Source organism: Pseudomonas sp. XP2 (assembly GCF_053557975.1).
In genome coordinates this window covers 1,616-28,518 of sequence record NZ_JBNRIK010000042.1, presented here as the reverse complement: position 1 = coordinate 28,518, position 26,903 = coordinate 1,616, and the positions used below count along the sequence as shown (strand labels likewise).

Annotated in this window: 22 protein-coding genes; 14 read left to right on the top strand and 8 right to left on the bottom strand. The window is 62.7% G+C overall.

What is annotated here, in order from left to right:
- The first annotated feature begins 170 nt into the window (after nt 1–170).
- Genes ACK1VC_RS27675 through ACK1VC_RS27665 form a run of 3 tightly spaced genes read left to right on the top strand, consistent with a single transcriptional unit; the run spans nt 171 to nt 3,608 of the window.
- Entirely contained in the window at nt 171–1,274 is a 1,104-nt protein-coding gene (locus tag ACK1VC_RS27675; RefSeq protein WP_096426201.1) for a polyamine ABC transporter substrate-binding protein, read from the top strand.
- Between the two features lie 34 nt (nt 1,275–1,308).
- Nucleotides 1,309–2,721, top strand: a complete 1,413-nt coding sequence (locus ACK1VC_RS27670; protein ID WP_096426200.1) for an aminotransferase — start codon at nt 1,309–1,311, stop codon at nt 2,719–2,721.
- A 53-nt stretch (nt 2,722–2,774) separates the two neighbouring features.
- Complete coding sequence (locus tag ACK1VC_RS27665; RefSeq protein ID WP_016487560.1) at nt 2,775–3,608, top strand: helix-turn-helix transcriptional regulator; 834 nt, start codon at nt 2,775–2,777, stop codon at nt 3,606–3,608.
- A 76-nt stretch (nt 3,609–3,684) separates the two neighbouring features.
- Here ACK1VC_RS27665 and ACK1VC_RS27660 read toward each other — a convergent pair whose 3' ends face one another.
- From ACK1VC_RS27660 to ACK1VC_RS27640, 5 genes are all read right to left on the bottom strand, one after another.
- The gene (locus ACK1VC_RS27660) at nt 3,685–4,764 is read right to left on the bottom strand and encodes a helix-turn-helix domain-containing protein (RefSeq protein WP_016487559.1); all 1,080 of its coding nucleotides are present in this window, start codon (nt 4,762–4,764) and stop codon (nt 3,685–3,687) included.
- A gap of 154 nt (nt 4,765–4,918) precedes the next feature.
- Nucleotides 4,919–5,890: a PDR/VanB family oxidoreductase gene (locus tag ACK1VC_RS27655; RefSeq protein WP_016487558.1), complete on the bottom strand. Its 972-nt coding sequence runs from the start codon at nt 5,888–5,890 to the stop codon at nt 4,919–4,921.
- 78 nt (nt 5,891–5,968) lie between these two features.
- On the bottom strand, nt 5,969–7,090 hold the full coding sequence (locus ACK1VC_RS27650; protein WP_060517370.1) for an aromatic ring-hydroxylating oxygenase subunit alpha: 1,122 nt from the start codon (nt 7,088–7,090) through the stop codon (nt 5,969–5,971).
- Nucleotides 7,091–7,229: 139 nt separating this feature from the next.
- Nucleotides 7,230–8,828 (bottom strand): BCCT family transporter, encoded by a 1,599-nt coding sequence (locus ACK1VC_RS27645; protein ID WP_060517372.1) that lies wholly within the window; start codon nt 8,826–8,828, stop codon nt 7,230–7,232.
- Between the two features lie 194 nt (nt 8,829–9,022).
- Entirely contained in the window at nt 9,023–10,114 is a 1,092-nt protein-coding gene (locus tag ACK1VC_RS27640) for a tartrate dehydrogenase (RefSeq protein WP_016487555.1), read from the bottom strand.
- A 97-nt stretch (nt 10,115–10,211) separates the two neighbouring features.
- Here ACK1VC_RS27640 and ACK1VC_RS27635 point away from each other — a divergent pair, with 97 nt between their 5' ends.
- Entirely contained in the window at nt 10,212–11,123 is a 912-nt protein-coding gene (locus ACK1VC_RS27635) for a LysR substrate-binding domain-containing protein (protein WP_016487554.1), read from the top strand.
- Between the two features lie 141 nt (nt 11,124–11,264).
- On the opposite strand, the gene ACK1VC_RS27630 is transcribed toward ACK1VC_RS27635, so the two are convergent.
- Nucleotides 11,265–11,747, bottom strand: coding sequence for an Lrp/AsnC family transcriptional regulator (locus ACK1VC_RS27630; protein ID WP_016487553.1), 483 nt, complete (start codon nt 11,745–11,747; stop codon nt 11,265–11,267).
- Between the two features lie 123 nt (nt 11,748–11,870).
- Between ACK1VC_RS27630 and ACK1VC_RS27625 the strand changes: the two genes are divergently transcribed.
- Entirely contained in the window at nt 11,871–12,902 is a 1,032-nt protein-coding gene (locus tag ACK1VC_RS27625) for a histone deacetylase family protein (RefSeq protein ID WP_191086698.1), read from the top strand.
- Nucleotides 12,903–12,989: 87 nt separating this feature from the next.
- Complete coding sequence (locus tag ACK1VC_RS27620) at nt 12,990–14,396, top strand: amino acid permease (RefSeq protein ID WP_191086697.1); 1,407 nt, start codon at nt 12,990–12,992, stop codon at nt 14,394–14,396.
- 115 nt (nt 14,397–14,511) lie between these two features.
- Here the strand turns inward: ACK1VC_RS27620 and catR are convergent, their stop codons facing one another.
- Nucleotides 14,512–15,384: an HTH-type transcriptional regulator CatR gene (catR, locus tag ACK1VC_RS27615; RefSeq protein WP_016487551.1), complete on the bottom strand. Its 873-nt coding sequence runs from the start codon at nt 15,382–15,384 to the stop codon at nt 14,512–14,514.
- Between the two features lie 135 nt (nt 15,385–15,519).
- On the opposite strand from catR, the gene ACK1VC_RS27610 reads away from it, so the two are divergent.
- From ACK1VC_RS27610 to ACK1VC_RS27590, 5 genes are all read left to right on the top strand, one after another.
- Nucleotides 15,520–16,641: a muconate cycloisomerase family protein gene (locus ACK1VC_RS27610; protein WP_016487550.1), complete on the top strand. Its 1,122-nt coding sequence runs from the start codon at nt 15,520–15,522 to the stop codon at nt 16,639–16,641.
- Between the two features lie 21 nt (nt 16,642–16,662).
- Nucleotides 16,663–16,953, top strand: coding sequence for a muconolactone Delta-isomerase (gene catC, locus ACK1VC_RS27605; protein ID WP_016487549.1), 291 nt, complete (start codon nt 16,663–16,665; stop codon nt 16,951–16,953).
- A 43-nt stretch (nt 16,954–16,996) separates the two neighbouring features.
- Nucleotides 16,997–17,932: a catechol 1,2-dioxygenase gene (gene catA, locus ACK1VC_RS27600; RefSeq protein WP_016487548.1), complete on the top strand. Its 936-nt coding sequence runs from the start codon at nt 16,997–16,999 to the stop codon at nt 17,930–17,932.
- A gap of 246 nt (nt 17,933–18,178) precedes the next feature.
- The gene (locus tag ACK1VC_RS27595) at nt 18,179–18,673 is read left to right on the top strand and encodes a GNAT family N-acetyltransferase (RefSeq protein WP_016487547.1); all 495 of its coding nucleotides are present in this window, start codon (nt 18,179–18,181) and stop codon (nt 18,671–18,673) included.
- 163 nt (nt 18,674–18,836) lie between these two features.
- On the top strand, nt 18,837–20,933 hold the full coding sequence (locus ACK1VC_RS27590; RefSeq protein ID WP_016487546.1) for a putative bifunctional diguanylate cyclase/phosphodiesterase: 2,097 nt from the start codon (nt 18,837–18,839) through the stop codon (nt 20,931–20,933).
- A gap of 173 nt (nt 20,934–21,106) precedes the next feature.
- Here ACK1VC_RS27590 and ACK1VC_RS27585 read toward each other — a convergent pair whose 3' ends face one another.
- Nucleotides 21,107–21,931 carry an aldo/keto reductase gene (locus tag ACK1VC_RS27585; protein WP_016487545.1) on the bottom strand — a complete coding sequence of 275 codons (825 nt, stop codon included), beginning with the start codon at nt 21,929–21,931 and terminating at the stop codon, nt 21,107–21,109.
- Nucleotides 21,932–22,178: 247 nt separating this feature from the next.
- Here ACK1VC_RS27585 and ACK1VC_RS27580 point away from each other — a divergent pair, with 247 nt between their 5' ends.
- From ACK1VC_RS27580 to ACK1VC_RS27570, 3 genes are all read left to right on the top strand, one after another.
- Nucleotides 22,179–23,057 (top strand): DMT family transporter, encoded by an 879-nt coding sequence (locus ACK1VC_RS27580; RefSeq protein ID WP_016487544.1) that lies wholly within the window; start codon nt 22,179–22,181, stop codon nt 23,055–23,057.
- 245 nt (nt 23,058–23,302) lie between these two features.
- Nucleotides 23,303–25,558 (top strand): catalase/peroxidase HPI, encoded by a 2,256-nt coding sequence (katG, locus tag ACK1VC_RS27575; RefSeq protein ID WP_197884628.1) that lies wholly within the window; start codon nt 23,303–23,305, stop codon nt 25,556–25,558.
- 154 nt (nt 25,559–25,712) lie between these two features.
- On the top strand, nt 25,713–26,903 hold a 1,191-nt coding region (locus ACK1VC_RS27570), incomplete at its 3' end, for a M24 family metallopeptidase (RefSeq protein WP_449118166.1).

Here is a 26,903-nt window from a genome sequence, read left to right as displayed (position 1 = left end):
CTCCCCCCCCCCCCCCCCCCCCCCCCCCCCCCCCGCTCCTACAAAAAAGCGCGCACTCAGTGAAGCACTAAAAACGACCACCCACACATTCGGGGTATGTTGCCCCTCGGCAAATCCCTCGATAGTGAACCCATCGGCTCGATCCGGAGCACTCACACGATGGAGTTGCCATGCGCAAGGTACTGAAGGTGATTGGTGGTCTGCTGCTGGCGTCTGGTGCCAGCCTGGCCCAGGCGACAGAGGTAGACAGCGCCAACACGCTACGGCTGTACAACTGGACCGACTACATCGGCGAAACCACCCTGGCCGACTTCGAGAAGGCCACCGGCATCAAGGTCATCTACGACACCTTCGACGGCTACGAAACGGTACAGACCAAACTGCTGACCGGCCGCTCCGGCTACGACCTGGTCATGCTCAACGCCTCGCTGGTCCCCCCGCTGATCAGCGCCGGCGTGTTCCAGGCACTGGACAAGCAGCAACTGCCCAGCTGGCAAAACCTCGATCAGCAGGTGGTCAACAACCTGCAGGGTTACGACCCTGGCCTGAAGTACTCGGCGCCCTACACCTGGGGCAGCTCGGGGGTCACTTACAACGTCGACAAGATCACCGCGCGCATGCCCGATGCGCCGATCGGTTCGCTGGCCATGCTGTTCGACCCCAAGATCGTCTCGCGTTTCGCTGACTGCGGCGTCACCCTGATGGACGCGCCCACCGAGGTCATCCCGCTGGCCCTGCAGTACCTGGGCAAGGACCCGCGCAGTGCGTCGGCCGCCGACCTCAAGGCAGCCGAACAACTGCTGCTGGGCATCCGCCCCTACATTCGCAAGTTCGACTCGGTCAACTACCTCACCAGCCTGCCCAACGGCGATGTCTGCCTGGCGCTGACCTGGTCCGGTGACTACGCCACCGCCCAGGCCCGTGCGGTGGAGGCGAAGAAGGACATCAAGCTGTCGTTCTTCATCCCCCAGGAAGGTTCACTGATCTGGTTCGACAACCTGTACATCCCCAAGGATGCGCCGCACGCGGCCAACGCCCACCGCTTCATCGAGTTCCTGCTGCAGCCGCAGACCATGGCCAAGGTCACTGACTACATCCACTACGCCAACAGCAACGCCGCCGCCACCGCGCTGGTGCGTGACGATATCCGCCAGGACCCGGCCATCTACCCCGACGCACAAACCCGTGAGCGCCTGTTCGCGCAGAAAACCCAGAGCCCCAAGGACATGCGCGCCATCACCCGGGTCTGGAGCACGGTCAAGACCGGTTTCTGAACACTGCCTAACGTTTCCCGCCAAGGAGCTGCCCATGGCCACCCCAAGCAAAGCATTCGCTATCGCCCACGACACGCTGGTGGAAGCCGACAAGGCCCACTACATGCACGGCTACCATGTGTTCGACGAGCACCGCGAGCAAGGCGCGCTGAACATCGTCGCCGGCGAGGGCGCCTACATTCGTGACAGCCACGGCAACCGTTTCCTCGATGCCGTCGGCGGCATGTGGTGCACCAACATCGGCCTGGGTCGCGAGGAAATGGCCCTGGCCATCGCCGACCAGGTGCGTCAGCTGGCGTATTCGAACCCGTTCTCCGACATGGCCAACGCTGTGGCCATCGAGCTGTGCCAGAAGCTTGCGCAGCTGGCACCGGGCGACCTGAACCACGTGTTCCTCACCACCGGCGGCTCGACTGCTGTCGACACCGCCTACCGGCTGATCCAGTACTACCAGAACTGCCGCGGCAAACCACACAAGAAGCACATCATCGCCCGCTACAACGCCTACCACGGCTCTACTACCCTGACCATGTCGATTGGCAACAAGGCCGCCGACCGGGTGCCGGAGTTCGACTATCACCACGACCTGATCCACCACGTCTCCAACCCCAACCCGTACCGCGCCCCGCACGACATGGACGAGGCCGAGTTCCTCGACTTCCTGGTGGCCGAGTTCGAGGACAAGATCCTGTCGCTGGGCGCCGACAACGTGGCCGCGTTCTTTGCCGAACCGATCATGGGCTCGGGCGGGGTGATCATCCCGCCCAAGGGCTACTTCCAGCGCATGTGGCAACTGTGCCAGACCTACGACATCCTGTTCGTCGCCGACGAGGTGGTGACCTCGTTCGGGCGCCTGGGCACCTTCTTCGCCAGTGAAGAACTGTTTGGCGTCACCCCCGACATCATCACCACCGCCAAGGGCCTGACCTCGGCCTATCTGCCGCTGGGCGCGTGTATCTTCTCCGAGCGTATCTGGGAAGTGATTGCCGAGCCGGGCAAGGGCCGCTGCTTCACCCATGGCTTCACCTACAGCGGTCACCCGGTGTGCTGCACGGCGGCGCTGAAGAACATCGAGATTATCGAGCGCGAACAACTGCTCGATCACGTCAAGGACGTGGGTGGCTACTTGGAGCAGCGCCTGCAAAGCCTGCGCGAGTTGCCGCTGGTGGGTGATGTGCGTTGCATGAAGCTGATGGCCTGCGTCGAGTTTGTCGCCGACAAAGCCAGCAAGGCGCTGTTCGCGGATGAGGTAAACATCGGCGAGCGCATCCACAGCAAGGCCCAGGCCCGCGGCTTGCTGGTGCGTCCGATCATGCACCTGAACGTGATGTCGCCACCGCTGATCATCACCCATGCGCAGGTGGACGAGATTGTCGAAACCTTGCGCCAGTGCATCCTCGAAACCGCGCGTGAACTCACGGCGCTTGGCCTGTACCAAGGCCGATGAACCTGGCGCAAAGGGCTGTGCGCGGGCGTACCCGGCAGGCTAGACTGCCGGGCATGACCCAGGCCACTCCCGACACCCCGCTTACCCTGACAATGGGCGCGCTGCAGCAATGGCATGCGGCGCTGCAGCGTGCTTTGGCCAATAGCGAAACGCCCGAGGCGTTGGAGTATGTGGCCGCTGCCATTGGCCAGCTGGTGCAGGTGGAATCGATGATGATCAGCCTTGAGTGCCAGGGGCGCGCGCCGCAGCTGCTCTACCAGCAGGGCATTCCCGAGCTGCACCGCGCTGCGGTGCTGGAGCGTTATTTCAGTGCCGGCTACTTGCTCGACCCGTTCTGCCTCGCCGTGCAAAGCGGCCTGGCCGAAGGCTTTTACCACCTGCAGGAAATCGCCCCGGACAACTTCTTCGACAGCGACTATTACAAGGCCTATTACCTGGGTACCGGTTGCAGCGAAGACAGCTACTACATCGTCGATCTCAGCGCTGGGCGCAAGCTGTCGCTGAGCCTGTTCCAGGGTTGCAGCGGCACGCCTCTGAGTGCCGGGCAGGTCGACTTGCTGCGGGCGCTGGAGCCGATGGTGCGGGAACTGTTGGGGCGTTATGCCCGGCATAACCTGGAGCCCGGCGCAGCATCGGCCGAACACGGCAGCCTGCAGGCAGCGTTCGACAGCTTTGGTTGCCAGGTGCTGACCGACCGTGAGCGGGAGGTGGCACACATGATCTTGCGCGGGCACTCGGTGAAGTCGACCGCGCTGGCGCTGGGCATCTCACCGGAGACGGTGCGCATGCACCGCAAGAACCTGTACCTGAAGCTGGAGATCAACTCGCAGTCCGAGTTGTTTGCACGGTTTATCGACTGGTTGCGCGGCGATCAGCTGAAAATCTAGAAGTTTTTGCGGTCCCTGTGGGAGCGGGCACGCCCGCTCCCGCAGGAATCGCGTCAGTTTTGAAATTTCGGGTAGTTCACGAAGCGGCCAGGCGGGCCTCCAGCGCGGCGATGTGCGCCTGTAGCCGCTCATGCTCCTGGCGCTCGGCGCTGATGTCTTCGAACACGCTGATCAGGTGTTCCGGTTCGCCGCTGTCCCGGCGCTGCAGTGAGGTGCGGGCGCGTACCCAGATGTACTCGCCATTCTTGCGGCGCACGCGTTTTTCCACTTCGTAACGCTCGGTTTCACCGGCCAGCATGCGTTGCAGCAACTGCAGGTTCTGCGCCAGATCGTCAGCGTGGGTGATCTGCTGGAAGGTCATGCCGTAAAGCTCTTCGGCGCGGTAGCCCAGCAACTCGCACAGGCTGTTGTTGACCCGCTGCCAGGTGCCGTCCGGGTCGATGTAGGCCAGGGCGCCCCAGGCCAGCTCGAAGATTGCCCGGAAGCGTTCCTCGCTCTGGCTTAGCGCCTGCTGGGCCACTTGGCGTTCGGTGTTGTCCATGCTGATGCCGACCATCTTCACCGACCGCCCGGCGCTGTCGCGTACCACCGTGGCGCGGGAAGAAATCCAGCGCACTTCACCGTCCGGGCGGGCAATGCGGAAGTCACATTCACAGCCACCGCCGTCTGCCACCGCGTCGGCGTACATCAGCTGCATGCGCTGCACGTCTTCGTCGGGCAGGTGCTTCCAGAAGTCTTCGTTGTGCCGCACCGGCCAGCCATAGACCTGCTCGACGTTGGGCGAGTAGGTGACTTCGTCGCTGATCAGGTTCCATTCCCAGGTGACGATGCGTGCGCCTTCCTGGGCGAGCTTCATGCGCGTTTCGCTTTCCATGATCTCGGCGGTCAGGCGCCGACGCACATCCGTCATCGGCAGCTCGACCACCTGCGGTTGCTGGATGTTCTGCAGTGCTTCGTCGCCATAGCGCAACCAGATCCAGTTGACCTTGAGAAAGTCGGCCAGCTTGCGCAGGTTGTCGTAGTCGATCTCGCCGCCGCGGGTCCACTTGTGCACGGCGGTGCGCGAGATGCCCAAGGCCGTGCCCACGGCTTGCAGGGTCAGCTTGTGATGCTCGAGCAGTTCCTTGAGGCGGAAGGCGAAGCTGTTTTCCAACATCGGCAGGGTGTCCTGATCTGGGCCAAGAGCCTGCCAGTATACCCAAGCTGTCAACTTTTGGTTGACGGGTCCTCACGCTGCCTCTTTTGGGGAGAACCTTGTGCTGCCTGCACTGGCCTCATCGCCGGCACAGGCAACATCAGCCGGGCGGTTGTTAAAGGTCCAGCACCAGCCGCGCCGTACGGGCGCGGGAAACGCACAGCATGATGCTCTGCTGCGCCGCTTTCTCTTCATCGCTCAGGTACTGGTCGTAATGCTCGGCTTCACCCTCGAGGATGGCCGTCTCGCACGTACCGCACACACCTTCGCGGCACAGGCACTCGACCTTGGCAGCCTTGGACTTCTCGATGGCTTGCAGAATGGTCATGCCTTCTTCCACCTGCAGTTCCACGCCCGATTGCGCCAGCACCACGGTAAAGGCACTGCCGGTGACCGGGGTGGCGGCAAACTGTTCCCAATGCACGCGCTGCTCGGCAATGCCGGCCTTGGCGGCGCAGGCGATGACCGCATCGATCAGCGGTTTTGGTCCGCACACGTACAGGTGCGCTTGCTCGTCCAGCCCCGCGCACAGGGCGGCCAGGTCAAGCTTGCGGTCGAGGCTGTCGATGTAGAACTGGGTGCGTGCAGCGTGCGGGCCGTTGGCCAACTGGTCCTGGAACGCGCCGTGCTCTGGCGCGCGGAAAGCATAGTGGAGCTCGTAGTCGGCGCTGCCGCCTTCCAGCTCATGCAGTTGCGCCAGGAACGGGGTAATGCCGATGCCGCCGGCAATCAGCACGTGCCGGCCGGCCGAAGGGTCCAGGGCGAAGAGGTTGTTGGGCGAGGAGATGGTCAGGCGGGTGCCGACTTCCACCTGTTGGTGCATGAACGCCGAGCCCCCCTTGGACTGTTCTTCCAGGCGCACGCCGATCTGGTAGCTGCGGGTGTCACGCGGGTCGCTCATCAACGAGTAGGCGTTACTGAACTGGTTGCCGTCAGCGCCTTGCATCTGCACGATGACGTGGCTGCCGCCGGTGAAGGCGGGCATCGCCGCGCCGTCTTCGCGGGCCAGGGTAAAGCGCTTGATCAGCGGTGTGGCGTGTTCCACGTCGGTCACGCGCACGCTGAACATTTCATAAGTGTTGGCCATGGTTCACCTCGACTGCCTGGGTGCGCGGCAGGCCCTGCCGCGCACCTTTACGTGCCAATAAACGTGGAGCGGTTGCCATCAATCGTCGAGGTGGGCCACGGCGATCAGGTTGTGGAAGTGGGCAATGCCGTGTTCGCTCATGCCACTGCGCTCGCGGTCGGCCATGATGCGGCCCTGGCCACGGTAGCCACGCGACTTCAAGCCCTTCTGCACGCTTTCGACCAGGCGCAGGTCTTCTGGGCGGAACACTTCGCGGTACCAGTCGATCAACTTCTGCTGCTCTTCGGTGATGTCCTTGTTCAGGAAGTAGATGTCGTAGTGCTGCAGGGTGGTTTCGGCATCGACCGGGAACTCATAGATCACGGTCATGAAGTTGGCCCCTGGCGGCACGTTGAACATGGTGCACGGCCAGGCCCAGAAGCCGGCGAACGACGGGTCTTTCACGGTTTCGTCGAACTTGAACGACTGCTCCGAAGGCTTGGCCAGGCCATATTGCAGGGTCCAGTTACCGTGCATGGTGTGGCTGTACTGGCCGACGTCGACCGAGTCGGAGAAGCCTGGATGCGCCGGGGCGCAGTGGTAGCATTCCAGGTAGTTGTCGACGATCGACTTCCAGTTGGCCGGGGTGTCACTGACGAAGCGCGCCGCCAGGTGCAGGTCGTCGATGACCGCGCAGGCTTCACGCATGCGTGCTTGCATGCCTGGCAGCTGATCTTCGACGGAGCCGGCCTCCATGTCCATGTTGATGAAGATGAAGCCGGCGTATTCCTCGACGCGCAGCTGCACCAGGGTGGAGTTCTCTTTGTCGAAGTTGACCACGTTGTCGCAATTGCGGGCGTGGGCCAGTTCGCCGTCGAGTTTGAAGGTCCAGGCGTGGTACGGGCAGGTGATGACGTTTTTGGCCTTGCCGCTACCGCTGAGCAGCTGGTGGCCACGGTGCGGGCAGACGTTGTAGAACGCACGCAGCACGCTGTCACGGCCGCGTACGACGATGATGCTTTCGCCGATCACTTCGCGGGTGATGTAGGCATTGTTGTCTGCCACTTCGCTGCGGTGGCCCACGCAGATCCAGCTGCGGGCGAAGATGGCTTCTTTCTCGTGTTCGAACACTGCGGCCTTGGTGTAGAAATTGGCCGGGATGGTGAAGGCCTCGTCGGCGTTCGCACAGAAATCGGCGGGCAGGCGTTTGAAGTCGTTCATGACAGGTTTCTCACAAGCTCGGTTTATAGTTGTTGGTTAACGCGTACCTGCCGGTTAACAGGCCAGGCAAAAAAAATTGCAGACAGCAAGGGGGCTGCTAGGCAGCCCATCGCGGGCAAGCTCGCTCTTACAGGGTTAATCAGTGCACCGCAGCTGCACTGCGCGGGGCGTGTTCGGCAGGGGCTTCACCGGCCATCCGTGCTGCCTCTTCCTCGATGACGTGGGCCGGTACCTGGCCGTAGTCGGCGATCATCCACTTGAAAAAGCCATAGATCTTCACCAGCAGAATCACCATGAACGGGATTGCAGTGAGCACCACGGCGGTCTTCATGGTCGACAGCGAGGCCTTGGCGAACAGCATGGCCAGTGGCACCAGGGTCAGCACCACGCACCAGAACAGGCGGTGGGTGGGTGTCGGGTCGTCACCTTCACGCAGGTTGCGGGTGCTGGTGGCAGCCACCGCATAGGCCGCGGCATCCATGTGCGAGGCACAGAAGATGGCCATGATGAACAGGTACACACCGAGGAACACCTGGCCCCACGGCAAGGCCAGCAGCAGGTGCGTCACGGCCGATTCGCCGCCTTGTTCGGCGAGCATTTTCGGTACATCCACGGCGCCGGTGATGAACTGGTGCATGCTGTAGCTTTCCAGCGCGCCGAAGAAGAACCAGCAACCGAAACTGCCCCCCAGCAGCAGGGCCAGGACCACGTCCTTGATCTGCCGACCGCGCGAAACGCGGGTGACGAACATGGCCACACCCGGGGCGTACGACACCCACCACAGCCAGTAGAATACTGTCCAGTTGCGGGTGAAGGCGCCGTCGCCCGCCGGGTCGGTGAACAGGCTCATGTGCACGTAGTTCTGGATCATCAGGCCAATCGAGTTGGCGGTGTTGTTGAGGGTGAACTGGGTCGGGCCCACCAGCAGGACGACAGCGGCAAACACCAGCGCGCCGATGCACACCATCTTGCTCAGGCGCTGCAGGCCACCATCGATACCGATGTAAGAGCTGAGCGAGAACATCACTGCGACGCCACCGATCACCATCAATTGCACGGTGAAGGTATCCGGGGTGCCGGTCAGGTCATGCAGGCCGCGGGTCAGGGTCGAGGCGGTGAGGGCCAGCGACACAGTCAGTGCGCCCATCATGGTCAGCAGGAAGATCAGGTCGACGCTCCGGCCTACCGGCCCAGTGGCCTTGAAGCCCGTCACCGCTTCGATAACCGAAGCCAGGTTCAGGCCGCTCTTCTTGCGTACATGGAAGTGGTAGGCCATGGCCAGTGATGCCAGGGCGTAGATCGACCAGGCGCTGATGCCCCAGTGGAAGAACGAGTAGCCCACGCTGTACTCGAGTGCCTTGGGGGTGGCAGCAGCGATGTTCAGGCCTGGGGTCTGGTAGTAGTAGGCCCATTCCATCACGCCCCAGTAGAGGGTCGACGAACCCATGCCGGCACAGATGAACATGAACACCCAGGTGGCGGTGGCATATTCAGGCTTGCCACTGCCCAGGCGGATGTTGCCGTACTTGCTGAAGGCCAGGTACAGCACGGCCAGGGTACTGCCAAACACCAGCACCTGCACGCTGGTACCGAAGGTGCGGGTGGACAGCTCGAACAACTGGTTGGCGGCGCTTTCAGCCTGGGCGGGGAAGGCTGCAAGGCCGATCACGGTGAGCAATACGGCGATCAGGCTCACGGTAATCAGGAACACATCAATCTTTTTATTCTTGTGCGACATCATCGTCTCCTGGACGTTGGCGTACTTGTTATACCCGGCAGGCATCCGGGGTGTTGCGGTACCACTCCTTCCTTGGTCGTTAACCAGTGGTTAACCAATATCTAATGGTTAACAGATTTTGCATACAATCCACGTCGCTCGCAAGAGGCAAAGGGCCGATTGTCAGACACTTCTGACAATCGGCCCGGGTGTTATCAGGCTTCGATCAGCGCGGTGATGGCCTGGCCCACCTGCTGGGTAGACTGCTGGCCACCCATGTCGCGGGTCACGTCACCGGCGGCGATGACCTGCTCGATGGCTTTGAGGATGTCGTCGTGGGCGGCGCGGTAGCGTGGGTCGGCGCCTTCGTTGCCGAGGAAGTCGAGCATCAGTGCACCGGACCAGATCATCGCGATCGGGTTGGCGATGTTCTTGCCGTAGATGTCTGGCGCCGAGCCGTGCACCGGCTCGAACAGCGACGGGAATTTGCGTTCGGGGTTCAGGTTGGCCGAAGGCGCGATGCCGATGGTGCCGGCGCACGCCGGGCCCAGGTCGGACAGGATATCGCCGAACAGGTTCGAGGCCACGACCACGTCGAAGCGGTCCGGTTGCAGTACAAAGCGGGCGCAGAGGATATCAATGTGCTGCTTGTCCCAGCTGATTTCCGGATAATTGGCTGCCATTGCTGCGGTGCGCTCGTCCCAGTACGGCATGCTCACGGCCATGCCGTTGGACTTGGTGGCCGAGGTGACGTGCTTGCGCTCGCGGGTCTGGGCCACCTCGAAGGCGTACTTGAGAATGCGGTCGACGCCACGGCGGGTGAACACCGATTCCTGCAGCACAAACTCGTTTTCGGTGCCTTCGAACATGCGCCCGCCCAGCGACGAGTACTCGCCTTCGGTGTTTTCGCGGATAACCACGAAGTCGATATCGCCGGGTTCACGACCCGCCAGCGGGCAGGGTACGCCGGGGAACAGGCGCACCGGGCGAATGTTCACGTACTGGTCGAAGTCGCGGCGGAACTTGAGCAGCGAACCCCACAGCGAGATGTGGTCCGGCACTTTGTCTGGCCAGCCCACGGCACCAAAGTACAGGGCGTCGAAACCTTTGAGCTGTTCGAACCAGTCATCCGGCATCATCTTGCCGTGGGCCAGGTAGTAGTCGCAGCTGGCCCACTCGAAGAACTCGAAGCTGATGTCCAGGCCGTGCTTGCGCGCGGCGGCCTCGACGACCCGAATACCTTCAGGCAGTACTTCGTTGCCGATGCCGTCGCCTGGGATTGCCGCGATTCTGAACGTCTTGCTCATGGGGTGCACTCGTTGTCTAGGGAACAGGTGCTGGTCATGCTATAAGGGCTTGAGCCGGAGATAATCTCGCCAATCATGGATTCTTGGAACACGATACGTGAATAATCTGCCCAACCTCGACGACCTCAACATCTTCCTGCAAGTGGCCAAGCGCGCCAGCTTTGCGGCCGTGGCCGATGAGCTGGGCATGTCGGCGGCGTATATCAGCAAACGCATCCGCATGCTCGAGCAAACACTGGAAGTGCGCTTGTTGCACCGCACCACGCGGCGGGTGACGGTGAGTGAGGAAGGCGAGCGGGTGTATCAGTGGGCTTTGCAGATATTCGATGCCGTACAGCGCATGGGTGATGACATCAGCGCCCAGCACCGCGAGCCGGCCGGGCAGTTGCGCATCGCCAGCAGCCTGGGGCTGGGGCGGCGCTTCGTGGCGCCGGCTTTGTCGGAGCTGGCCGAGCGCTACCCGCGGCTGGACATTCGCCTGGATGTGCACGATCGCCTGGTGGACCTGATCGCCGAAGGTGTCGACCTGGACATCCGCGTGGGCAACGCCATTGCCCCCAACCTGATCGCCAAGCCGCTGGCGCGTAACCGCCGGGTGCTCTGTGCTGCGCCGGCTTACCTGGCGCGGCGGGGTTCGCCCAAGGTGCTGGGCGACCTGGGCAGCCACGACTGCCTGGTGATCAAGGAACGTGACCACCCGTTTGGTGTGTGGCAACTGATGGGGCCGATGGGTGAAGAAAGCGTGCGTGTGACGGGCGGCCTGTCGACCAACCATGGTGAAGTGGCGCACCAGTGGTGCCTGGATGGCCGAGGGATACTGCTGCGTTCATGGTGGGATGTGCATGACAGCCTGCAGGACGGGCGCCTGGTGCAGGTGCTGGAGGCCTATCACCAGCCGGCGGATATCTGGGCGGTATACACCTCGCCGCTGGCCAGCTCGGCCAAGGTGCGGGTGGCGGTGGACTTTTTCCGGCAGTACTTTGCCGAGCGCTACAGCTTGCCGGAGTAGGCCGAACCCAGATCATGTGCGCTCCGCTTTTGATTTTTTGTGGGATCAACTGTCTCGCACCATCAATCAGGCTACCGCATCACCCTGCAGGAGCAGCACAAGGCTGCTCCTACAACAATCAAAAGCGCAGCGCGGTGGGTTTCAGGGCACGGGGATACGGGAAACCGCCTTCACTTCGCGCAGCGCCAGGCTTGACTGGATCGAGGCAATGCCTGGCTGACGGCGCAACACCTCTTCCACGAATCGCCCATAACTCTCCAGGTCATTTGCCAACACCGTCAGCACATAGTCAGCCTCGCCGGTTACCTTGTGGCAGGACAGCACCTGCGGCAGTTTCAATATCACCTGCTCGAACTCATCCGGTGCGTTGGCCGAATGGTTGCCAAAGCGCACCTGGGCAAACGCCATCACGTCGTAGCCCAGCTTCCTGCGGTCGAGGTTGGCCTGGTAATCCTTGATGATGCCCAGCTCTTCCAGCCGTTTGCGCCTGCGCCAGCAGGGCGTCACGGTCATCGACAAACGCTCGCCCAGCGCAGCGCTCGACAGGGTGCCGTCCTCCTGCAAAAGGCGCAGCAGCTCGCGGTCGGTGTCGTCCAAATGTTCGATAGCAAAGGCTTTGCTCATTGCCGGCCAATTCTGTGATTAATTTCCTCAAGCATCCGGTTTGGCTGAGCATAAAGCAAAGCATTTTCACGGTTCAGGCGCGAAAATTGGTTATCCGGTAACCCCTTGAAAAAGGACATTCGTGTGCTGACAGTTTTTAGCAACAATCACCGCTTGCACCATGGCTCGGAACTCAAGGACGGCGCCATTACGCCATCGTTCGAAACCCCCCAGCGTGCCGACACCGTACTGGCCCGGGTGCGCAGCACGGGCCTTGGCGATGTCATTGCCGAACAGGCCTTCGACCGGGCCTGCTACGTGGCGGCGCACAGCGAGCGCTACGTAAGCTTCCTGGAAAACGCCTGGTCGGAATGGGCCGCCACCGGCAAAACCCACGATGCGCTGCCGCTGGTGTGGCCAGTGCGCGACCTGGCCATCGACCGTGAGCCCGGCTTCATCGACGGCAAGCTGGGCTTTTATGCCATGGACGCGGGGGCCCCGATCACCGCCGGCACCTGGGAGGCGGTGCGCAGCAGCGCCGACGTTGCCTTGACCGGCATGCAGCGCATCATCGACGGTGCCGACAGTGCCTTCGCCCTGTGCCGCCCACCGGGGCACCATGCGGCCCGGGAATACATGGGCGGCTATTGCTACCTGAACAACGCCGCCATCGCCGCCGAGCGCTGCCTGAGCCAGGGCGCCAGGCGCGTGGCTGTGCTGGATGTGGACTTCCACCACGGTAACGGCACACAGAACATCTTCTACGATCGCCCCGATGTGTTCTTTGCCTCCCTGCATGGCGACCCGCACGTGTCCTACCCGTATTTTTCCGGCTTCGCCCATGAACAAGGCGCAGGCGCTGGCGAAGGTTTCAACGCCAACTACCCGATGGGCAAGGGCACCCGCTGGGCCCAGTACCAGCCGGCTTTGCAGGATGCACTCAAGCGCATTGTCGCGCACAAGCCGCAGTTTCTGGTTGTGTCGCTGGGGGTCGACACCTTCGAGGATGACCCGATCAGCCACTTCAAGCTTACCAGCGACGACTTCCTGCGCATGGGCGCCGAGATCGCCAGTGCCGGTATCCCGACCCTGTTCGTGATGGAGGGCGGTTACATGGTCGACGAAATCGGCATCAATGCAGTGAACACCTTGCAAGGTTTTGAAAGCGCGCGCTAACCCGCCTGAGAAGCCGTGACGAAGCCAGTTATGGGCGTCGCCACGGCACCGCGACATGTGACAGGCCAACAATAACAAGAGGTCGCCATGCAAGACATGCCCGCAAGCCTTGAGCAAAGCAAACCGGTAACGCCCGACCGTGACGGGCACCTGCAACGCACGCTGGAAAACCGCCACATCCAGCTGATTTCCATAGGGGGCGCCATTGGCACCGGCCTGTTCATGGGCTCGGGCAAGGTGATCGCGCTGTCCGGCACCTCGATCCTGTTGGTCTACGCCATCCTCGGGTTCTTCGTGTTCTTCGTCATGCGCGCCATGGGCGAGTTGCTGTTGTCCGACCTGCGCTTCAAGTCGTTCGCCGATATCGTTGCCCATTACCTGGGCTCGCGCGCCGGCTTTGTGCTGAGCTGGTCGTACTGGCTGAGCTGGAGCGTGGCGGTGGTGGGGGACGTGGTCGTGGTGGCCGGTTTTTTCCAGTACTGGTACCCCGATGCACCGGCCTGGCTACCCGCGTTCTTCACCCTGTTCGTGCTGCTGGGGCTGAACATGCTGGCGGTGAGGATTTTTGGCGAGGTAGAGTTCTGGTTCGGCATCATCAAGATCGTCGCCATCGTGCTGTTGATCATCACGGCAGCGGTCATGATCGCCACGTCCTATACCTCGCCCAATGGCGTGGTTGCCTCGCTGTCGCACGTGGTCGCGCCGGGTGCGGTGCTGCCCCATGGCATCAGCGGTTTCTTTGCCGGGTTCCAGATTGCCGTGTTTTCCTTTGCCGGTACCGAGCTGATCGGCACCACCGCAGCGGAAGCGAAGAACCCTCATCGCTCGCTGCCCAAGGCCATCAACACCATCCCCTTGCGCATTCTGCTGTTCTACATCCTGGCGCTGGTGTGCATCATCAGCGTGGTGTCGTGGGCCGAGGTGCCGGCCAACCGCAGCCCCTTCGTCGAACTGTTCCTGCTGGCCGGCTTTCCGGCGGCGGCCGGCATGATCAACTTTGTGGTATTGACCTCGGCTGCCTCTTCGGCCAACAGCGGTGTCTACTCGGGCTGCCGGATGCTGTTCGGGCTGGCCGAGCGGCGTAACGCGCCGGCCCTGTTCGCCAGGCTTTCGGCACTGAGCGTGCCGGTGTACAGCCTGATGTTTTCCGGCGTGTGCATGCTGATCGGGTTGAGCCTGCTGTTCATCATCCCGGAGGTGATGACGGTGTTCACGCTGATTTCGACCGTGTCGGCAATCCTGGTGATCTTTACCTGGTCGATGATCCTTGCTGCGTACCTCGCCTATCGCAAACGCAACCCGGCTGCGCACAATGCTTCGGTGTTCAAGTTGCCGGGCGGGGTGCCGGTGGCGGTCACGACCCTGGGCTTTCTCGGCTTTGTGCTGGTGTTGCTGGCACTGCAGCCGGATACCCGCCTGGCACTGTGCGTGATGCCGTTGTGGTTCGTGTTCCTGTTGCTGGCCTACCGCCGCCGCGCTCAAGCGCATTCCTGAGCACAACACATACCCTGTGGGAGCGGGCATGCCCGCGAAGCAGGCGACGCGGTGGATGGCACGGGCTCTGCCCGTGATCGCGGGCGCGCCCGCTCCCACAGGGTGCAAGTTTTGTTCATAGTGCCTGTTGCTCGATCAACCCCAGGCACCGCTGCACGATCGGGCTCACATCACCCTTGCGCCGGCTCAGAATGATCGGGCTGACGGCGCTGCTATCGAGCAAGCCGACATATTCGATATCGGTGCGGTGTTGCTGTTGTACCGACGCCGGCACCAGCGTTACCCCCACGCCGACGGCCACCAGGCCGATGGCCGTCTGCAATTCGTTGGCCCACTGGCTGACGCGGATGCTCATGCCATGCTGGGCAAACAGCGCCAGCACGTGGTCGGCATAACTGGGCCGGGGGTTGGCCGGGTAGAGGATGAACGCCTCGCCAGCCAGCTGCGCCAGGCTGACCGGGCTGCCCGCCAGCGGGTGGCCCTTGGGCAGCACGGCCACCAGCGGGTCCTCCCGCAGAACCTCTTGGTGGATGGCCGCGTCGTCGATGCGAATGCGCCCGAAGGCGATGTCGATGCGCCCGCTCTTCAAGGCTTCCACCTGCTGCAGCGTGGTCATCTCGCTCAGGCCCAGTTCCAGCTCGCTGTCCTGGCGCAGCTCGCGGATCAGCTCTGGCAACACGTTGTACAGGGTCGAGGGGGCAAACCCGATGCCCAGCCACTGGCGCTGGCCCTGGCCAATGCGGCGGGTGTTGTCGCTGATGTTCTGCAGTTGCTGCAGCACGGTGCAGGTCTGTTCGTAAAAAAAACGACCGGCCTCGGTCAGCCGCAGCGGGCGTTCGCGCACGACCAGCAGGGTGCCGAGCTGGTCCTCCAGCTGGCTGATCTGCCGGCTCAAGGGGGGTTGGGCAATGTGCAGCAGCTCGGCGGCGCGGGTGAAGTTCAGGGTCTCGGCCAAGACTTTGAAATAACGCAGGTGGCGCAGCTCCATCAGACCTCCAGGGTATGGTGGGAGATTCATTTGATATTGGACGGTCATCAGGGTCTCGCGCAATCCTTGAGCAATCAAGTAAATGCACCATTCGGGCCTGCAGCTGGCAGCCCGACCTGACGGGACCTGGCCACAATGACAAGCGCGCTGATTGAACGTATTGATGCAATTATCGTCGACCTGCCGACCATTCGCCCGCACAAGCTGGCAATGCACACCATGCAGCAGCAGACCTTGGTGGTATTGCGCGTGCGCTGCAGCGATGGCGTGGAAGGTATCGGCGAGGCCACCACCATCGGTGGCCTGGCCTATGGCTACGAAAGCCCCGAGGGCATCAAGGCCAACATCGACGCGCACCTGGCTCCGGCGCTGATTGGCCTGGCGGCAGACAACATCAATGCGGCCATGCTCAAGCTGGACAAGCTGGCCAAGGGCAACACTTTTGCCAAATCGGGTATTGAAAGCGCCTTGCTCGACGCCCAAGGCAAACGCCTGGGGCTGCCGGTGAGCGAGCTGCTGGGCGGCCGAGTGCGTGACAGCCTGGAAGTGGCCTGGACCCTGGCCAGCGGCGACACCGCCCGTGATATCGCCGAAGCGCAGCACATGCTGGAAATTCGCCGTCACCGGGTGTTCAAGCTGAAGATTGGCGCCAACCCGGTGGAGCAGGACATCAAGCACGTGGTGACGATAAAACGCGAACTGGGCGACAGTGCCAGCGTGCGGGTCGACGTCAACCAGTACTGGGACGAGTCCCAGGCCGTGCGTGCTTGCCAGGTGCTTGGCGACAACGGTATTGACCTGATCGAGCAACCGATCTCGCGCATCAACCGTGGCGGCCAGGTGCGCCTGAACCAGCGCAGCCCGGCCCCGATCATGGCCGATGAGTCGATCGAAAGCGTCGAGGACGCCTTCAGCCTGGCCGCCGAAGGCGCGGCCAGCATCTTCGCCCTGAAAATCGCCAAGAACGGTGGCCCGCGAGCTGTGTTGCGCACTGCGCAAATCGCCGAGGCCGCCGGTATAGCGCTGTATGGCGGCACCATGCTCGAAGGCTCTATCGGCACCCTGGCCTCGGCCCATGCCTTCCTTACCCTGCGCCAACTGACCTGGGGCACCGAGCTGTTCGGCCCGCTGCTGCTGACCGAAGAAATCGTCAACGAGCCGCCGCAGTACCGCGACTTCCAACTGCACATCCCCCGCACCCCAGGCCTGGGCCTGACCCTGGACGAACAGCGCCTGGCGCGCTTCGCCCGTCGCTGATCAGCCAACAAGGAGATAATCATGCTGTTCCACGTGAAGATGACCGTGAAACTGCCGGTCGACATGGACCCGGCCAAGGCCACCCAGCTCAAGGCTGATGAAAAGGAACTGGCCCAGCGCCTGCAACGTGAAGGGACCTGGCGCCACTTGTGGCGCATTGCCGGGCACTACGCCAACTACAGCGTGTTCGACGTGCCCAGCGTCGAGGCGCTGCACGACACACTGATGCAGCTGCCGCTGTTCCCGTACATGGACATCGAGGTCGACGGCCTGTGCCGGCATCCCTCGTCGATTCACAGCGACGACCGCTGATCCGCACCTGTCTGCCTGACAAGAACAATATGAGGTACGCACGATGACCGTGAAAATTTCCCACACTGCCGACATTCAAGCCTTCTTCAACAAAGTGGCTGGCCTGGACCACGCCGATGGCAACCCGCGCTTCAAGCAGATCATTCTGCGTGTGCTGCAGGACACCGCGCGCCTGGTCGAAGACCTGGAAATCACCGAAGACGAGTTCTGGCACGCCATTGATTACCTCAACCGCCTGGGGGGCCGTAACGAGGCTGGCCTGCTGGCCGCAGGCCTGGGTATCGAGCACTTCCTCGACCTGCTGCAGGACGCCAAGGATGCTGAGGCCGGCCTGAGCGGTGGCACCCCGCGTACCATCGAAGGCCCGCTGTACGTCGCCGGGGCGCCGTTGGCACAAGGCGAAGCGCGCATGGACGACGGTACCGACCCCGGCGTGGTGATGTTCCTGCAGGGGCAGGTGTTCGATGCCGACGGCAAGCCGCTGGCCGGCGCCACCGTCGACCTGTGGCACGCCAACACCCAAGGTACCTATTCGTACTTCGACTCGACCCAGTCCGAGTACAACCTGCGCCGCCGCATCATTACCGACGCCGAGGGGCGCTACCGTGCGCGCTCCATCGTGCCGTCGGGTTATGGCTGCGACCCGCAGGGCCCGACCCAGGAGTGCCTTGACCTGCTCGGCCGTCATGGTCAGCGACCGGCGCACGTGCACTTCTTCATCTCGGCACCGGGGCACCGCCACCTGACCACGCAGATCAACTTCGAGGGTGACAAGTACCTGTGGGACGACTTTGCCTACGCCACCCGCGACGGTTTGATCGGCGAGCTGCGGTTTGTCGAGGACGCTGCTGCGGCGCGTGATCGCGGCGTGCAAGGCGAGCGTTTTGCCGAGCTGGCGTTCGACTTCCACCTGCAGGGCACCACGGCGCCGGAGGCCGAGGCCCGCAGCCACCGGCCGCGTGCGTTGCAGGAAGGCTGAGACCTTTGGGGCTGCTGCGCAGCCCATTCGCGGCACAAGGCCGCTCCCACAGGGATCGCGCGCGACAGTGCCATCGTGCAATCCCTGTGGGAGCGGCCTTGCGCCGCGAATGGGGCGCGTAGCGCCCCCACAATGCTGACCATTTTTCGCTGTTTTTTTGCCTGGGCCTTTCCGTGCGGGGAGGGCCCGGGCTTTTTGCTGCAGGGGCCGGTGATCTAGAATCGATCTTTTGCCCGAGCCCCGCCCATGCTGCCCATCGCGCTGCTGCCAACCACCGCTGACCAGGCTCCGCTGGTCCGCAACCTCTACCAGTTCTATGCCTACGAGTCCTCCGACTGGGAGCAGGAAGACGTCGAAGTGGATGGTCGTTTCTACATCCACGACGAGCACCTGCAACGCTACTGGCAGGACGAGGGCTGGGGCGCGTACCTGGTGCTGGCGGACGGCTTTATCGCCGGTTTCGTGCTGGTGGAACGCAGTGAGCTGCCGGGCATTCACGCGCTTGAACTGGCTGACCTGTTCATCCTGAAAAAGTACCGCCGCCAGGGCATCGGCCAGGCGGTAGCGTTGCAGCTGCTGGGCGGCGAGGGCGACTGGTTGCTGCGGTGCTACGCACACGACGCACCGGCCGTGGCGTTCTGCAGCGCCGTACTGGCGAACCTGTCGCGCCCGGCACAGGCCATTACGCTGACGGATGAACCGGACCTGCTCAGTTTCCTGGTGAGCGGCGCCCGGCATTGAGGATTGGCCGGCTGTTGTGCGGCGTTGAAGCGGGATAGCGACATTTTTGTGAGCTACTTCACAAAATCGTCATGGGCGGCATAATGCCATTAACGCCTCCCTAGACCTGGCAACCGCTTGCCGGGGTCCTTTTTCTTGCGCTTCGAAGGTTCAGGTAAAGTTCATGTCGCTAGCTGCAAACCCCGACATCATGTACCGGCTGTTGATTCAGAGCGTGGTGGATTACGCCATCTACCTGCTCACCCCCGAGGGTATCGTCGCCAACTGGAACCCCGGTGCCCAGCGCGCCAAGGGCTACCTTGCCGATGAAATCGTCGGCCAGCATTACTCGTTGTTCTACCCCGATGCCGAGCGTGCAGCCGGGCGGCCAGCGCTAAACCTTGAACAGGCGCGGCGCACGGGGCGTTTTGAAGAAACAGGCTCCCGCCTGCGCAAGGACGGCACGGCGTTCCACGCCCATGTAGTGATTGAAGCCGTGTACGACGATGCCGGGCAACTGGTGGGGTTCGCCAAGGTCACCCGCGACATTTCCGAACGCCGCCGCCAGGAACTGGAGCTGCTGCAGGCCAAGGAGCTGGCCGAGCAGTACAGCCAGGAAATGGCCAAGCTGTCGCAATTCCTGGACTCGGTCATTGCCAATATTCCCGCCAGCGTCATTGTCCAGGACCTGGAAAGCCAGCGCATCCTGTTGGCCAACCAGCAGGCCGAGCGCCTGTTCGGCGGCCCAGGGCGCAGCATGATCGGCCAACTGCCTGGCGAATGCCTGAGCCCGGCGGCCGCCGACTACCTTGAGCAGCAGCTGGCCCGTGGTGCCCGTAACACCAAAGGCCATGCTGCCGAGACCCGGGTCGAGACCGCCCGTGGTCCACGGACCCTGCGCAGCCGTACCTTGCTCAGCCAGCACTCCGAGGGCCAGGCGGATTACGTGCTGTTTGTCGCCGAAGATGCCACCGAGGAACTGGCGGCCCACGCACAGATTCACCACATGGCGCACCATGATGCGCTTACCGGGCTACCCAACCGCACCTTGTTCCACGAACGCCTGCGCCAGGCGCTGGTGCGTGGCAGCGAGAACGCCAAGCTGACCGCCGCCCTGTGCCTGGACCTGGACAACTTCAAGAACATCAATGACTCCCTTGGCCATGCCTTCGGCGACAAGCTGCTGCGCGAGCTGGGCAAACGCCTGCGCCGCGAGCTGCGCGAGCACGACACCCTGGCCCGGCTGGGTGGTGACGAGTTTGCCGTGGTACTGACCGGGCTCGATGGCCGCGATGCTGCGTGCAACACTGCGCAGCGGCTGATCAACGCGATCAGCCCGCCGTTCCGGATCGAAGGGCACCAGTTCTCCGTGGGGGTAAGTATCGGCATCGCCATCGCCCCGGATGACAATGATCAGGCCGAGCAGCTGCTGGGCTACGCCGACATGGCGTTGTACGAGGCCAAGCGCAACGGCCGCAATCGCTACGAATGCTTCGACGTGGAGCTTGACGTCGCTGCCCGCCAGCGCCGCCTGGTGGAAACCGACTTGCGCACAGCGCTGCACCTGGGCCAGTTGCAGCTGCATTACCAACCCGTGGTGGACCAGAAAACCAGTAGCGTGACCGGTTATGAGGCATTGCTGCGCTGGGAGCACCCGACCCGGGGCATGGTCATGCCCATGGACTTCATCCCTATCGCCGAGGAAACCGGGCTGATTCATGAACTGGGTATCCGGGCCTTGAACCTGGCCTGCCAGGAAGCGGCCAGCTGGGACAGTGAGCAGACGGTGTCGGTCAACCTGTCGCCGGTGCAGTTCAAAAATGCCAACCTGGTGCAGCTTGTCGCCTTGGCCCTGGCCGACTCGGGCCTGCCGGCGCAGCGCCTGGAGCTGGAAATAACCGAGTCGGTGTTGCTGGGTAACAGCGACGAAAACGTGCGCACCTTGCGCGCGCTGAAGGACTTGGGGGTATCGATTTCGCTGGACGATTTTGGAACCGGCTATTCATCGCTCGGCTACTTGCGCTCGTTCCCGTTCGACCGGATCAAGATCGACAAGTCGTTCGTGCATGACATGTGCGACAGCCGTGAAGCAATGTCGATCATCCGCGCCATTACCGACCTGTCCAACAGCCTGATGATCAAGACCACGGCCGAAGGGGTGGAGTCGCAAGAGCAGATGCGCCGGCTGGCGGCGGAGGGGTGCTCGCATTTCCAGGGCTACCTGTACGGGCGGCCGGCACCGGCGAGCGAGCGGTTGAAGCAGGTCATTACGCCAGGCTGACGGCTCACGCAGCCGATTGTGGGGGTAATTGGCTTGCTCAAATTTCAAGAGCTTGTGCAATCCTTGTGGGAGCGGGCATGCCCGCGAACACCGGCGCAGCCGGTGCCAGCCACCGAGTTGGCTTCTTCGCGGGCACGCCCGCGCCCACAAGGTCCGTGTCGCGCTTACGAATTTCAGCTATTCCAGTCTGGCGCAAACGGCGGGCTTACCACGCGCTGGTCTTTCGGCAATTGGGCAATCGCCGTGCGGTCTTCGTCGTCCAGTTGCACGTTCAATGCAGCCAGGTTGGCCAACTGGTTCTCGCGGCTGCTGGCTTTGGGGATCGCCGCCACACCGTCCTGGTCCAGCAACCACTTCAGTGCCACCTGGCTGGGCAGCACGCCATGCTTGCGGGCAATCGCCTGGATCACTGGCTGCGCCGCCGCCTGGCCCCGGGCCAGCGGGGTGTAGGCGGTGAGCAACAGGTCATGGCGGCGGGCGTAGTCGAGCAGCGGTTGCTGGCCGAGCAGCACGTGGTATTCCACCTGAATCGCCGACAACGGCGCACCCAGGGTTTCCACCACCTGGCGCAGCAGGCCCAGCGGGAAGTTGGCCACGCCAATATGCCGTGCCTTGCCCTCGTCACGCAGCGCAACCAGGGTGTCGATACTGCGCGCCAGGTCCCAATCCTTGCCGGGCCAGTGGATATGGAACAGGTCGACCTGCTCGGTGCCCAATGCGCGCAGGCTGTCTTCCAGCGACTGGCGCATGGCCTTGGGCTCCAGGCGGTCCCACCACACCTTGGTGGTGAGGTGGATCTGTTCGCGTGGTACGTCGCTGTCGCGCAGGGCCTGGCCAACGGCCGCTTCGTTTTCGTAGGCTGTGGCAGTGTCGATGTGCCGGTAACCCAGGTCCAGCGCCTGGTGCACGGCCTGGGTGCATTCGGTGCCGGTCATCGGCCAGGTGCCCAGGCCGATTGCAGGCAGGTCCAGACCGTTTCGGGTGGTGAGCCTTTGCATGTAAATTCCTTGTAGGGTGTGCAGGGTTCGCACTCGATGGTCGGCGATCAGCGAAGCGCGGGCCATGCGTTCGAGGCACAAACTGGTCGATCAGCGAACAGTATTTGCCGTCAGCGTGGGCAAGCGGCAATTGAACTTCCTTATCCTGCGGCATCTCTTCTAGAATTCGAGCTGTTGCATCCGCCGGGCCACGCCTGCGCGGCCTTCCCTGGGCGTGGCATGCCGCCGCGCCGTCATCGAGAGAGCCATGAGTTCCAGCACACCGCTGTCCGGCGTCAACCAACCCTTGCGGGGTATCGCACTGGTGGTGGGAGCGACGTTCCTGTTCGCCAGCCACGATGCCCTGTCCAAATTCCTCGGCGGCCTTTACCCGATCGTGATGGTGGTGTGGGCACGTTATGTGGTGCATACGCTGCTGATGGCCGGCATTTTTCTGCCCAAGTCTGGCCTCAACGTATTGCGCACCCGCCGGCCGGTATTGCAGACCTTGCGGGCCCTGAGCCTGCTGAGCACCAGCTTGCTGTTCACCAGCGGCCTTCAGTACCTGCCGCTGGCTGAGGCGACGGCGGTCAACTTCCTTGCCCCGGTGCTGGTCACCGCGTTGTCGGCGCCGCTGCTCAAAGAGCGGGTGACGGTGGGGCAGTGGGTGGCGGTAGTGCTGGGTTTCATCGGCGTGCTGGTGGTGGTGCACCCGGGTGGAGCGATGTTTACCCCGGCCATTCTGTACCCGTTCGGTTCGGCGTTGGGCTTCTGCTTCTATCAGCTGCTGACGCGCATTCTGGCTGCACATGACAGCCCGACTACCAGCAACTTCTATGCAGGGCTGTGCAATACCCTGGCAATGAGTGCACTGGTGCCGTTCTTCTGGGAGGTGCCGCGGTGGGACCATGCCCTGCTGATGCTGGCACTGGGCGGCTTTGGCATGACTGCGCACCTGCTGCTGACCCAGGCCTTCCGCCATGCGGCACCGGCGTTGCTGGCGCCGTTCAGCTACTGCCAGATCGTGTTTGCCGGTTTGCTTGGGCTTGTATTCTATAGCCAGGTGCCGGATACCTTGAGCCTGGTGGGGATTTCGGTGATCTGCCTCAGTGGGCTGGGGGCGGCGTGGATGCAGCGGCGCAAGTAAAACCTGTACCGCCTGTTCGGATTGATGCACGGGTTTACCTGCGAAGAGGCCGGCACAAGCAAACCTGACAGAGCCAGCCTATCACCCTCTAACAGCCACTCTATTAGAACTCTGCCCAAGCTCGTCTAGTCTTTCCCGTGGCCCCGTGTAGACCTGATGAGGGGTAGCACGCCCCCCCACGCTCGGCTGAAAGAACACCTGGCATAGACCGGAAATCTGGATAACCGACCCAAAGGTACCCGCAGATGTCGAACGAATCGAAATGCCCGTTCCATCAAACCGCAGGTGGCGGCACCACCAACCGTGACTGGTGGCCTGACCAGCTCAACCTTCGAATTCTTCACCAGCATTCGTCGAAGTCCAGCCCCGATCCGGACTTCGACTATGCCAAGGCGTTCAAAAGCCTCGACTTCCAGGCCCTGAAGAACGACCTGACTGCCCTGATGACCGACTCGCAGGACTGGTGGCCTGCCGACTTCGGCCACTATGGCCCGCTGTTCATCCGCATGGCCTGGCACAGCGCCGGCACCTACCGCATTGGCGATGGCCGCGGCGGCGCGGGCTCGGGGCAGCAACGTTTCGCCCCGCTCAACAGCTGGCCGGACAACGTCAGCCTGGACAAGGCCCGGCGGCTGCTGTGGCCGATCAAGCAGAAGTACGGCAACAAGATTTCCTGGGCCGACCTGATCGTGCTCACCGGCAACGTTGCTCTCGAATCCATGGGCTTCAAGACTTTCGGCTTCTCGGGCGGGCGCGCTGATGTATGGGAGCCGGACGAAGATGTGTACTGGGGTTCGGAAAAGGTCTGGCTGGGTGGCGATACCCGCTACGGCAAGGAACAGGTCAAGGCGCAGCCACCCGGGCAGGGTGACCTGGTGGCCGAGCCGGCCAAGCATGGTGAAGAGCAGAACCGCGACCTGTCGGCTGAGCGTAACCTGGAAAACCCGCTGGCCGCCGTACAGATGGGCCTGATCTACGTGAACCCGGAAGGCCCGGAAGGCAACCCAGACCCGGTGGCCTCTGGCCGGGACATCCGTGAAACCTTTGGCCGCATGGCCATGAACGATGAAGAAACCGTGGCGCTGATCGCCGGTGGCCACGCCTTCGGCAAGACCCACGGTGCCGGCCCCGCCGACAACGTCGGCCCCGAACCCGAAGCGGCAGGCCTGGAGTTGCAGGGCCTGGGTTGGCCCAACAAGTTTGGTTCGGGCAAAGGTGGGGATACCATCACCAGTGGCCTGGAAGTGACCTGGACCTCCACCCCGACCAAGTGGAGCAACGAGTACCTGAACAACCTCTTCAACTTTGAGTGGGAGCTGACCAAAAGCCCGGCCGGCGCGCATCAGTGGCAGCCGAAAGAGGGCAAAGGCGCAGGCACAGTGCCAGATGCCCACGATCCAGGTAAAAAACATGCACCGTCCATGTTGACCTCTGACCTGGCGCTGCGCTTCGACCCCATCTACGAGCCGATCGCTCGCCGCTTCAAGGACAACCCTGACCAGCTGGCGGATGCCTTCGCCCGCGCCTGGTACAAGCTCATCCACCGCGACATGGGCCCACTGGCGCGCTACCTGGGCCCGGAAATGCCCAATGAAGAGTTGCTGTGGCAAGACCCGTTGCCCAAGGCCGATCCAGCCACGATCAGCGAGCAAGACATCGCAGACCTCAAAACCAGGATTCTGGCTTCGGGCTTGACTGTGGGTGAGCTGGTCTCCACCGCGTGGGCATCCGCGTCGACCTTCCGTGGCTCCGACAAGCGCGGGGGGGCCAATGGCGCACGTTTGCGCCTGGCGCCGCAGAAAGACTGGGCTGCCAACCAGGGTGTAGACAAGGTGCTGGCGGCGCTGGAGAAGATACAGGGCGAGTTCAATAGCGGCGGCAAAAAGGTCTCCCTGGCCGACCTGATCGTACTGGCCGGTACTGCAGCCGTTGAAAAAGCTGCCCGGGATGCTGGCTACAGTGGCAGCGTCGGGTTCCGCCCGGGCCGCGTCGATGCGTCCCAGGCGCAGACCGACGTCGAGTCGTTCGCCGTGCTGGAGCCGTTGGCCGATGGCTTCCGCAATTTCGCCAAGGCTCGCTACAGCGTCAAGGCCGAAAAGCTGTTGCTGGACAAGGCCCAGTTGCTGACCCTGACTGCGCCGGAACTGACCGTGCTGATCGGCGGCCTGCGGGTGCTGGGTGCCAACCATGGCGGCAGCCAGCAGGGCGTGTTCACCGACAAGCCCGGCACCTTGAGCAACGACTTCTTCCGCAACCTGCTGGACATGGGCGTGGAATGGAAGTCGACGTCGCCGGACGACGAAACCTTCGAAGGCCGCGACCGCAAGACCGGGCAGGTTAAATGGAACGCTAGCCGGGTTGACCTGGTGTTTGGTTCGCATGCCCAGCTGCGGGCGCTGAGCGAGGTGTATGGCAGCAGTGACGGGGGTGACAAGTTCGTTCGGGACTTTGTGGCCGCCTGGCAGAAGGTCATGGAGCTGGACCGTTTTGACCTGAAGTAAAGGTGTTATGGGGGGCGCAAAGCGCCCCCTTGGCCCTGGTGATCCCGCCAATTCCAGGTCGGATAGGTACAAAAGCGTCCTCGTCGGTTCTGTTGCAATGCTTCTCAGGCAGCCAGCCTGAACAGCGTGCTTACAACGACAAGGAACCCCGACCATGCAAATGCCAAAGACCCTCAAAATCCGCAATGGTGACAAGGTGCAGCCGACCTTTTCGGCGCAGGAGTATGCGGCTCGCCATGCGCGGCTGCGGGCCTACATGGCAGACCAGGACATTGAGGCGGCGATCTTCACCTCGTACCATAACGTCAATTACTACAGTGATTTCCTCTACTGCTCGTTTGGCCGTCCCTATGCGCTGGTAATCACCCAGGACAAGGTTGTCTCTATCAGCGCCAACATTGATGGCGGCCAGCCATGGCGGCGTACCGTCGGCACTGACAACATCGTCTACACCGACTGGCAACGCGACAACTACTTCGTTGCCATCCAGCAGGCGCTGCCGCTGGCCTCGCGTATTGGCGTCGAATACGACCACCTCAACCTGCAAAACCATGCCAAGCTGGCCGCCTGCTACCCCAAAGCCGAGCTGCTGGACATTGGCGCGCCTTGCATGCGTATGCGCATGATCAAATCGGCCGAGGAACAGGCGCTGATCCGCCATGGTGCACAGGTCGCGGACATTGGCGGCGCGGCAATTGTAGAGGCGCTGCGCGACCAGGTGCCTGAGTACGAGGTGGCGCTGCATGCCACCCAGGCAATGGTCCGCGAAATCGCCAAGCGCTTCCCCGATGCGGAGCTGATGGACACCTGGACCTGGTTCCAGTCCGGGCTCAACACCGATGGCGCACACAACCCAGTGACCAGCCGCCGCGTCGGCAAAGGTGAAATCCTGAGCCTCAACTGCTTCCCGATGATCGCCGGCTACTACACCGCGCTGGAGCGCACACTGTTCCTCGACCACTGCCCGGATGAATACCTGCGCCTGTGGCAGGCCAACGTGGAAGTGCACGAGGCGGGGTTGAAACTGGTACGCCCGGGCATGCGCTGCAGCGACATCGCCCGTGAACTGAACGAAATCTTCCTGCGCCATGACCTGCTGCAGTACCGCACCTTCGGTTATGGCCATTCGTTCGGCACCCTGAGCCACTACTACGGGCGCGAAGCGGGGCTGGAGCTGCGCGAAGACATCGACACAGTGCTGGAGCCTGGCATGGTGGTGTCGATCGAACCGATGATCATGCTGCCCGAAGGGCGACCGGGGGCGGGTGGGTATCGCGAGCATGACATCCTGATCGTCAACGACAAAGGCGCCGAGAACATCACCAAATTCCCGTATGGGCCGGAG

Excerpts from the sequence above, each read along its gene's own strand:
- ACK1VC_RS27675 (WP_096426201.1), top strand. The coding sequence starts at position 171 with ATGCGCAAGGTACTGAAGGTGATTGGTGGTCTGCTGCTGGCGTCTGGT.
- ACK1VC_RS27670 (WP_096426200.1), top strand. The coding sequence starts at position 1,309 with ATGGCCACCCCAAGCAAAGCATTCGCTATCGCCCACGACACGCTGGTG.
- ACK1VC_RS27665 (WP_016487560.1), top strand. The coding sequence starts at position 2,775 with ATGACCCAGGCCACTCCCGACACCCCGCTTACCCTGACAATGGGCGCG.
- ACK1VC_RS27660 (WP_016487559.1), bottom strand. The coding sequence starts at position 4,764 with ATGTTGGAAAACAGCTTCGCCTTCCGCCTCAAGGAACTGCTCGAGCAT.
- ACK1VC_RS27655 (WP_016487558.1), bottom strand. The coding sequence starts at position 5,890 with ATGGCCAACACTTATGAAATGTTCAGCGTGCGCGTGACCGACGTGGAA.
- ACK1VC_RS27650 (WP_060517370.1), bottom strand. The coding sequence starts at position 7,090 with ATGAACGACTTCAAACGCCTGCCCGCCGATTTCTGTGCGAACGCCGAC.
- ACK1VC_RS27645 (WP_060517372.1), bottom strand. The coding sequence starts at position 8,828 with ATGTCGCACAAGAATAAAAAGATTGATGTGTTCCTGATTACCGTGAGC.
- ACK1VC_RS27640 (WP_016487555.1), bottom strand. The coding sequence starts at position 10,114 with ATGAGCAAGACGTTCAGAATCGCGGCAATCCCAGGCGACGGCATCGGC.
- ACK1VC_RS27630 (WP_016487553.1), bottom strand. The coding sequence starts at position 11,747 with ATGAGCAAAGCCTTTGCTATCGAACATTTGGACGACACCGACCGCGAG.
- ACK1VC_RS27620 (WP_191086697.1), top strand. The coding sequence starts at position 12,990 with ATGCAAGACATGCCCGCAAGCCTTGAGCAAAGCAAACCGGTAACGCCC.
- catR (WP_016487551.1), bottom strand. The coding sequence starts at position 15,384 with ATGGAGCTGCGCCACCTGCGTTATTTCAAAGTCTTGGCCGAGACCCTG.
- ACK1VC_RS27610 (WP_016487550.1), top strand. The coding sequence starts at position 15,520 with ATGACAAGCGCGCTGATTGAACGTATTGATGCAATTATCGTCGACCTG.
- catC (WP_016487549.1), top strand. The coding sequence starts at position 16,663 with ATGCTGTTCCACGTGAAGATGACCGTGAAACTGCCGGTCGACATGGAC.
- catA (WP_016487548.1), top strand. The coding sequence starts at position 16,997 with ATGACCGTGAAAATTTCCCACACTGCCGACATTCAAGCCTTCTTCAAC.
- ACK1VC_RS27595 (WP_016487547.1), top strand. The coding sequence starts at position 18,179 with ATGCTGCCCATCGCGCTGCTGCCAACCACCGCTGACCAGGCTCCGCTG.
- ACK1VC_RS27590 (WP_016487546.1), top strand. The coding sequence starts at position 18,837 with ATGTCGCTAGCTGCAAACCCCGACATCATGTACCGGCTGTTGATTCAG.
- ACK1VC_RS27585 (WP_016487545.1), bottom strand. The coding sequence starts at position 21,931 with ATGCAAAGGCTCACCACCCGAAACGGTCTGGACCTGCCTGCAATCGGC.
- ACK1VC_RS27580 (WP_016487544.1), top strand. The coding sequence starts at position 22,179 with ATGAGTTCCAGCACACCGCTGTCCGGCGTCAACCAACCCTTGCGGGGT.
- katG (WP_197884628.1), top strand. The coding sequence starts at position 23,303 with ATGTCGAACGAATCGAAATGCCCGTTCCATCAAACCGCAGGTGGCGGC.